Origin of the sequence: Acinetobacter sp. UBA2063 (genome assembly GCF_002333245.1) — a bacterium.
GTDB lineage: Bacteria > Pseudomonadota > Gammaproteobacteria > Pseudomonadales > Moraxellaceae > Acinetobacter > Acinetobacter parvus.
The window spans coordinates 1-8,475 of record NZ_DDAH01000208.1 but is presented as its reverse complement, the minus strand read 5'-3'; the positions used below and the strand labels follow the sequence as shown (position 1 = coordinate 8,475).

Sequence of the window (8,475 nt, the reverse complement as noted above, 5' to 3'; positions counted from 1 at the left end):
GGTTACGCTGTGACCAGTCTGTGCTGTCACCATCTGCGCTGAAGCCCCATTCAATAGCATAAACGGCACTTAAACGGTCTGTAAGTTTTTCATCACCCTTAACACCAATAAATGAACTGTTTGAACTAATTTCCCAAACATCCTTGTTGGCCTTGGTTGCATTTTTTTCTGGTAGATAGTCAACACTGGCATCAATTTCACCGTAAATGGTCGGTGCTGCAAATGTTGTGGTTGCAAGTAAACCAAACACTGCTGCTGTTACAATTTTGATTTTCATTGTGTACGTCCTAGCTAAATTTGTAACAAATCCTACACATTAACTTTATATGACAAAACGATTAAAATCTTATTAATTTATTCCATTTTCGACTAAAGTTTAATTTTTAGACACTTTTTCAGTACCTTTTAACTCGATTTTTCTTATCTCATCATCCAGATTATTATTTTAACTATCAATCATTTAAGAAAATAAATTTATTTTCTATTTCAATAAAAACACCTTTATTCATAAAACAACTATTTTTTATAAATTACTTCAGTTTTCCATATAAAACATGACTTCAGCACATAAAACCTATTTCAATCGTAGGCCATTTTAGAAAAAATTGTAATAAAACTATATTTTCATCTTGCATTATTTTTCCAAAGGAATATCGGCCATAAACAGAAAATGGCAACCCCACAAATCATGGCTAAATAACGGTAATATCCGAGTACATCCCCTACGATTCCACTGATCAGATACAGCAAACCACTCACTGTCGCCATGACTGACACCTGAAAGGTAAAGTCTGTTCCAGCAAATTGCTTACGGCTATATTGCATCACCAAGGTCAACATCACCACCAACAGCATCGCGGAACAGGCATCTTCAAATGCGTTCACGGCATATAGCCATAACGGTGCAACCTGAACCTGCTGGTCATATGCATATGCAACAAAGGCATAAGCGACCAGACTCAGGATTTTCAACAGGGAAAATATGATCAGACACTGTGCCCGAGAAAAATACTTCAGCAGCACACCTGCACAAGCTGCCCCGATCAGCGCAGCGATGGCACCAAACATGGTGATAAACACGCCAATTTGGGTGAAACTCAATCCCATATCCACCATAAGCGGCTTTAATAATGGCCCTGCCAAACCATCCGCGACCTTGAAGCTGATCAAGACCATTAACCAGCTTTTAAGCGCTTTGGATGAGCTAAAATAATTCAGGTAATTCCTGATGGCCTGTATGAATGAGGGAGCAACCTGTGGATCATCAACGCTTGGCCTTGAATGAAGCGGTTCCCGATAAAATAAAACAGGTAATGTGTTCAGGAAAACCAGTACCGCCAACACAAGAAATGTTGCCTGCCAATGTAGCCAGTCCAGCCCCCAGAGTACCGCTCCACCACCGACAATAAAGCCCAGACGGGAACCGATCACCTGAAAGGTATTGCCCCAATGTTGCTGATCACTTTTAAGCAGGTTCACAGCAAGACCATCTGTGGCAATATCCTGAGTTGCTCCCGTAAGGTTCATGAGCAGCAATAGCACAAAAAAAATGATCAAATAGCTGGGTTGGTCCAGAGACTGAATGGGAAAAAAAGACAAAATGACCAGAATAAACACACTACATAATTGAGTGGGGACAATCCAGCTACGATAATGCCCCAAACGTGACAAGGCATAACGATCCACATAGGCCGCCCAAAAAATCTTGATTGACCACGGCAGCATCAACAACCCAAAGCCACCAATATGTGCCAGAGATACCCCCTGCGCCCTTAAAATCACGGGCAAGGCATGGGTCATAAAGCCAACGGGAAGTCCCTGCGCCCAATATAGGGAAAACAATAAAATGTAAATCTGTCTGAGATTAGGCACTTTTTCAGTTTCCCTTGGCAAGCTATGGCGAAACCCAAAGTATCTAATCCTTTCAGTATCATGGCAATAAAATCTTATTTTTTGCCAATGCGGGCACTGTCATGAGGATTTAACATGATAAGAGTTGTTCTTGATCTATCTTTGCTTATGCCACAGGGTTTTCCAGGTTTACCGCCCTTAGTTCCGCAACGTGGCAGAGCGTATAGTCGTGCATTGTGCAGAAAACTTTTCATTGGTCAGGGATGAAAAGTGGCTTTTATCATATTGCCCATGCCGCTGGTGTACCGATTGTGATATTTTCTTTCGATTATGAGCACAAGACCATCTATAGTCTGGGCGCATTCACCACGACAGGACACTACCAGCAAGACCTTGAAAAATTATGAAATGTTATGAGGGCCATTTCTCACCAAAGAATCCACACTAGCTGGCTGAAACCTTACAAAAACTTGTGAAAAAAAACTAGAAAATTAAGGGCAAATCTGCTCTGATGTGCCCATCTTTTTGTACACTTTATCTGCATTTAATATGAACATTGCTCGACTGTCTTGCCTGGCATTCCTTAGCCTGGCTTTATTTGGTTGTGATCAGACTGCAAAAAAAACACCTCCCACAACAGCAATCAAGGCCCGTGAACCTGTGATTGGTCTGGCATTGGGTGGCGGTGGTGCAAAAGGTTTTGCCCATATTGGCGTGATCAAGGTGCTGGAATCTCATGGGATCAAGGCCAAAATCGTGACAGGTACCAGTGCAGGCAGTTTTGTCGGTAGTATCTATGCCAGTGGTCAAACACCTTATCAAATGCAAAACCTTGCCCTAAAGCTGCAAGAGTCTGATCTGCGTGATTTAACTCTCAATAGTCAGGGCTTTATTGCAGGGCAAAAATTACAGAACTACGTCAATGCTCAGGTGGGCAATAAACCAATTGAACAGTTTCCAAAACGTTTTGCTGCGGTTGCCACCCGTTTGGATAATGGTAAAAAGGCTGAATTTATTAAGGGCAATGCAGGTCAGGCAGTACGTGCATCCTGTAGTATTCCGAACGTTTTTGTACCCACTGTGATTGGCAATACCAAATATGTCGATGGCGGTCTGGTCAGTCCAATTCCAGTCAAAACAGCAAAGGATATGGGTGCTGATATTGTGATTGCGGTGGATATTTCAGCCCGCCCGACGGGTGACAAACCATTGAGTATGTGGGGTTTGCTCGATCAGACCATTAACATTATGGGACAGCAGAGTATCAATGAGGAACTGAATCAGGCAAATGTCGTGATTCAACCTAAAGTTGGTCATCTCGGTGTGCTTGACCTGAAGTCAAGTAATGAAGCGATTTTAGAGGGTGAAAGAGCGGCTCAGGCTAAAATCGTTGCCATTCAAAAAGCCATTACTGATTTTAAGAAGTCCCCTGCTGCATTACAGCCAGCGCCTCGGGCTAAATTCTAGCAAATAACCTTAACAGGCGGTTTACAGTTCAAAAGCTTGCTCTATAAGTAAGCTTTTGCCTTTGCTTTTGTACTACATCCTAAAAAACAATCTTTTTATATTCATAAAGATAATCATCTGCTAGAGTGGGGAAAGTGAATATTTTTTCACCTCCACTCAGTTTAATGATGCGAGCAAATCTATGGAGTTTGTAGTTGAGCCTTGGCACTGGTTTGTATTAGGGATTTTACTGATTCTTTCAGAGTTGATTTTGCCTGCTTTTGCCGCATTATGGTTTGGCATAGCAGCAGTCATGGTGTGTATTTTACTGTGGCTTTTCCCAATGATGGGCTTTACCACCCAAGTGGTGACCTGGGGCATTTTATCTATTTTATGCACAATACTCTGGTTCAAGTTTATCAAGCCACTCTCGACTGATAAAACCAAGGCAGGATTACCTCGGGAAGCCACGATTGGACAAGTGGGCATGGTTATCCGCACTGGACTTGAGCATGATCAAATTGTGGTACGTTTCCCCATGCCTGTACTGGGTTCCGATGAATGGAACTGCCGAACTACAACGGCCGTTCAGGTCGGTGACCGTGTTCGGGTCATTGATATTCTAGGTAATGATTTAGTGGTCCAACCACATAGTAGTCATATTTCATAACAAAGAGGGTTTTGATATGTCTGCTGGAGCGATTATTGTTTTAGCTCTTTTGGTCTTTATTGGCATAACCATTTTTAAAGGGGTTCGTATTGTTCCTCAGGGTTATAAATGGATTGTGCAACGTTTAGGTAAATATCATACCACGTTGAGTCCTGGCCTGAATTTTGTCATTCCGTATGTTGATGAAGTGGCGTATAAAATCACCACCAAAGATATTGTACTGGATATTCCATCGCAGGAAGTGATTACACGCGACAATGCGGTTTTGGTGATGAATGCGGTTGCATACATCAACCTCACCACACCTGAAAAAGCGGTATATGGTATTGAAAACTATACATGGGCAATTCAAAACCTTGTTCAAACCTCACTGCGTTCCATCGTGGGTGAAATGGACTTGGACGATGCGTTGTCTTCCCGTGACCATATCAAAGCGAAATTAAAAGCCGCGATTTCTGATGATATTTCAGACTGGGGAATCACGCTCAAAACCGTTGAGATTCAGGATATCCAGCCATCTCACACCATGCAGGCTGCAATGGAAGAACAAGCGGCAGCAGAGCGTCAACGTCGTGCTGCTGTAACCAAAGCAGATGGTGAAAAACAGGCAGCTATTTTAAGTGCAGAAGGTCGTCTGGAAGCCTCCCGTCGTGATGCAGAAGCGCAAGTGGTACTTGCCGAAGCCTCACAACGTGCCATTGAAATGGTCACCAGTGCTGTGGGAGATAAAGAAATTCCTGTTGCTTATCTATTGGGTGAACAATATGTGAAAGCCATGCAGGATTTATCCAAATCAAACAATGCGAAAACTGTGGTACTCCCTGCCGATGTATTAAATAGCATTCGTGGAATTATGGGTAAGCATTAATTTTTAGTTATAAAAAACGCACTATTCCTAAAGATGGTGCGTTTTTTTATTGAGCAAATTCCAATTAACCTGTGTAGTTGATATTTATTGCTCAGCTAATTTCTTAATTTTACGATCAAAAATAAAAGGGCCAAAAGGTAGGATCGAAGCAATCAAACCCATGTTAAAAATACTCAGTGACCATTTCATACGGTGACAAACAACCAGCAAGACCGCTAAAAACAACAAGAACAGTACTCCATGTCCCATACCAATGTATTTGACAAAAACAGGATTATCCCAAATATATTTAATCGGCATCGCAACACCAAGCAATAACAGGAAACTGATTCCCTCAAGCGTACCCACGAAACGTAAAGTTTTAATATTCATTATGATGCTGTTCCTGTCATTAGCTTTTTCGTGCCAGTAAAAACTGTGCAATTGCCACCAGCTCTCTGGCGCCATCACCAAAATAGCCCAATGCTTCAAATGCCTGATCATGTAGGGTTTGCGCATAGGCCTGAGCTTTTTCCAAACCCATTAAGGCTGGATAAGTCGATTTTTGTACCTGCTCATCCTTACCCGCAGTTTTACCCAACGTTTCAGTGCTGGCGGTAATATCCAGAATGTCATCCTGAACCTGAAAAGCCAAACCAATGCTTTGCCCAAACTGGCGCAACTTTGGAATCGCCTGATCCGTACCTGCAAAAATTGTCACTGCACCCATCATAATCGCGGCCTGAATCAAGGCACCTGTTTTATTACGGTGAATATTTTCCAGTTCAGCCTGATCGACCTGTTTGCCTTCAGCCTGTAAATCCAGTACCTGACCACAGACCATTTTTGAACTGGCGGTGGCTAAAATCTGCATTTGCTTCAGTACAATTGTAGCATCAGTTCCCTGCCCCTGTTCATCAAACAAACGGCTTCCCAGAATTTCAAATGCCATGGATTGCAAGATGTCACCTGCCAACAAGGCAGTGTTCTCACCAAATGCAACATGGCAAGTTGGCTGCCCACGACGCAGCAAATCATTATCCATACAGGGTAAGTCATCATGTGCCAATGAGTAGCAGTGGATCAACTCAACCGCAACGGCCGCACGGCGGGCGGCCGCAAAATAAGGGTTGGGTTGCAATGAGGCAGCCGCATAACACAATGCAGGACGAACACGCTTTCCCCCTAGCATCACGGCATGATGCACAGCGGCCTTTAACGGTTCTGGAATGGAGAATGCAGCCAATGCTGTCAATAAATCCTGTTGAATACGTTGTTGAGCTTGTTGTAAAACATCCGCATTAACTTGAGAAATAGATGACACAATTGCCTCTGGAAGCTTGAATGATAAGGATAAAGACAGGACCTGTCAGAATGGCGACATCATACCATTATTTATCTCAGGAAATTGTGTTTGTATTTTTAACTTATTCAAAATAATAAAGCCTCCAAAAGGAGACTCTATCAAGAGATTTACTGGGATAATTTAGAACGTATCACCTGGTACACGCACCCAACCTTCCATTAACACACGTGCGCTACGGCTCATAATGGCTTTTTTCACGGCCCATTTGCCATCAATCAACTCAGCTTGAGCGCCAACACGCAATGTCCCTGATGGATGACCAAAACGAACCGCTTCACGCTCACCACCGCCTGCTGCCAGATTCACCAACGTTCCTGGAATGGCTGCTGCCGTACCAATTGCAACTGCGGCTGTGCCCATCATAGCGTGGTGCAGCTTACCCATCGACAAGGCACGCACCAATAAATCAACATCAGCCGCTTCAACGGTTTTACCACTTGAAGAGGTATAGGCTTTCGGCTGAGAAACAAAGGCAATTTTAGGCGTATGCTGACGGGCAGCCGCTTCAGAAATATCTTTTATTAAGCGCATTTGTAGCGCGCCATAGGCACGGATTTTTTCAAAACGTGCCAAAGCAGCGTTATCACCATTGATATGATCCTGCAATTCTGTACCCTGATAGCCAATATCTTCCGCATTCAGGAAAATGGTTGGAATACCCGCATTGATAAAGGTGGCCTGAAATGTACCAATCTCAGGTACTTCAAGCTGATCCACCACATTGCCTGTAGGGAACATATCACCACCCTCTTCACCATCATCGGCAGGGTCTAAAAATTCAATCTGCACTTCCGCTGCTGGAAAGGTCACGCCATCCAGTTCAAAGTCACCTGTTTCCTGTACCTGACCATTGGTTACTGGCACATGCGCAATAATGGTTTTTTGTATATTTTTCTGCCAGATGCGTACCGTACAAATACCATTTTCAGGAATACGTTCTGCATCAACCAAACCATTGGAAATGGCAAATGAACCGACTGCTGCGGTGAGGTTGCCACAGTTACCACTCCAGTCCACAAATGGCTGGTCAATCGAAACCTGTCCAAATAAATAATCGACATCATGTTCTGGTTGTGCACTTTTTGCCAAAATCACGGTTTTGCTGGTACTTGAAGTTGCACCACCCATGCCATCAATTTGCTTGCCATAAGGGTCTGGACTGCCAATCACACGAAGAAGAAGTTGATCACGTGCCTTTCCTGCCACCTGTGCCGCTTCAGGCAAATCATCCAGCTTGAAAAACACCCCCTTACTTGTACCACCACGCATATAGGTTGCTGGGACTTTGATTTGCGGTACTGAGCTCATGTCAATTTCATCCTTTTATCATGTTTTGGTGCAGCTAGGTTTTGTGTTCAACGTTACTGCACAGCAGTCAAAAATGCCATACGACCAATGGTTTTTTAGGCAAATTATCGTTAGCAAAATATGTTGTTTATATTGGGTATATCAGCATGATTTAACAATAGCACGAAAGCCAACAAACATGGTTAGAAAACAAAGTTGCCTTTCAAGCGTACAAATATAAATCAATATTTATTTTACCACTCATTCAAATATAGGATTTTAAATAACTTTTAAAAACCACTTTACAGTCATAGCCTGCCTGTACTTTTACTAGGCGAAAATCCTGCAATCTATTAGAATAATCCACTTATTCATCGTCGAGCTCAGTCCTTTGAACAACGATTCTTCTCAACTTCAGCGTGGACTAAAAAACCGCCATATCCAGCTCATTGCGATGGGTGGAGCAATTGGTACGGGCTTATTTTTAGGTTCTGCACAGGTGATCCAGTCTGCTGGACCATCCATTATTTTGGGTTATGCGATTGGCGGCTTGATTGCCTTTTTAATCATGCGTCAACTTGGTGAAATGATTGTTGAAGAGCCTGTTGCAGGTTCATTTAGCCATTTCGTATCAGTATTGGGGTAAGTTTCCAGGTTTCCTGTCAGGCTGGAACTATTGGGTATTGTATATCCTTGTTGCCATGAGTGAGCTGACGGCGGTCGCCAAATATATCAATTACTGGTGGCCTCATATTGCCGCCTGGCAGTCGGTGCTGTTCTTCTTTGTCGTCATTACTGCCATTAACCTGACCAATGTAAAGTTTTATGGTGAGTCAGAATTCTGGCTTGCCATTATCAAGGTCACGGCCGTGGTTGCCATGATCCTGTTTGGCCTGTTCCTGCTCTTTACCGCAGATGCCAATTCAACCGCCTCATTTAGCAACCTCTGGGCGCATGGTGGATTTTTCCCAAATGGCTTCGATGGCCTGTTCTATATGCTGGCGTTCC

8 protein-coding genes and 2 pseudogenes are annotated in these 8,475 nt (G+C 43.2%); 5 read left to right on the top strand and 5 right to left on the bottom strand.

Annotation, left to right across the window (positions count from 1 at the left end):
* Together B4H32_RS10025 and B4H32_RS10020 are read right to left on the bottom strand one after the other, a co-directional pair.
* The coding region (locus B4H32_RS10025; protein WP_286802724.1) for a porin at positions 1-277 on the bottom strand (277 nt) is incomplete at its 3' end.
* Between the two features lie 347 nt (positions 278-624).
* On the bottom strand, positions 625-1,872 hold the full coding sequence (locus B4H32_RS10020) for an MFS transporter (RefSeq protein ID WP_286802722.1): 1,248 nt from the start codon (positions 1,870-1,872) through the stop codon (positions 625-627).
* A gap of 242 nt (positions 1,873-2,114) precedes the next feature.
* Here B4H32_RS10020 and B4H32_RS10015 point away from each other — a divergent pair.
* The 4 genes and pseudogenes from B4H32_RS10015 to B4H32_RS10000 all read left to right on the top strand — a co-directional run.
* Positions 2,115-2,299, top strand: a pseudogene (locus tag B4H32_RS10015) (hypothetical protein); the annotation flags it as partial.
* A gap of 101 nt (positions 2,300-2,400) precedes the next feature.
* Positions 2,401-3,318, top strand: coding sequence for a patatin-like phospholipase family protein (locus B4H32_RS10010; protein ID WP_286802720.1), 918 nt, complete (start codon positions 2,401-2,403; stop codon positions 3,316-3,318).
* Between the two features lie 181 nt (positions 3,319-3,499).
* Positions 3,500-3,967 (top strand): NfeD family protein, encoded by a 468-nt coding sequence (locus B4H32_RS10005; RefSeq protein WP_286802718.1) that lies wholly within the window; start codon positions 3,500-3,502, stop codon positions 3,965-3,967.
* A gap of 16 nt (positions 3,968-3,983) precedes the next feature.
* Entirely contained in the window at positions 3,984-4,835 is an 852-nt protein-coding gene (locus B4H32_RS10000; RefSeq protein ID WP_004755975.1) for an SPFH domain-containing protein, read from the top strand.
* Positions 4,836-4,919: 84 nt separating this feature from the next.
* Here B4H32_RS10000 and B4H32_RS09995 read toward each other — a convergent pair whose 3' ends face one another.
* The 3 genes from B4H32_RS09995 to prpF form a co-directional block, all read right to left on the bottom strand.
* Positions 4,920-5,207 carry a DUF3817 domain-containing protein gene (locus B4H32_RS09995; protein ID WP_286802716.1) on the bottom strand — a complete coding sequence of 96 codons (288 nt, stop codon included), beginning with the start codon at positions 5,205-5,207 and terminating at the stop codon, positions 4,920-4,922.
* A gap of 19 nt (positions 5,208-5,226) precedes the next feature.
* A complete protein-coding gene (locus B4H32_RS09990; protein ID WP_004764028.1) occupies positions 5,227-6,138 on the bottom strand; it encodes a polyprenyl synthetase family protein in 912 nt (303 codons plus the stop codon).
* A gap of 162 nt (positions 6,139-6,300) precedes the next feature.
* Positions 6,301-7,488: a 2-methylaconitate cis-trans isomerase PrpF gene (gene prpF / locus B4H32_RS09985; protein WP_004681566.1), complete on the bottom strand. Its 1,188-nt coding sequence runs from the start codon at positions 7,486-7,488 to the stop codon at positions 6,301-6,303.
* Between the two features lie 370 nt (positions 7,489-7,858).
* On the opposite strand from prpF, the pseudogene B4H32_RS09980 reads away from it, so the two are divergent.
* Positions 7,859-8,475: pseudogene (locus B4H32_RS09980) on the top strand (amino acid permease); the annotation flags it as partial.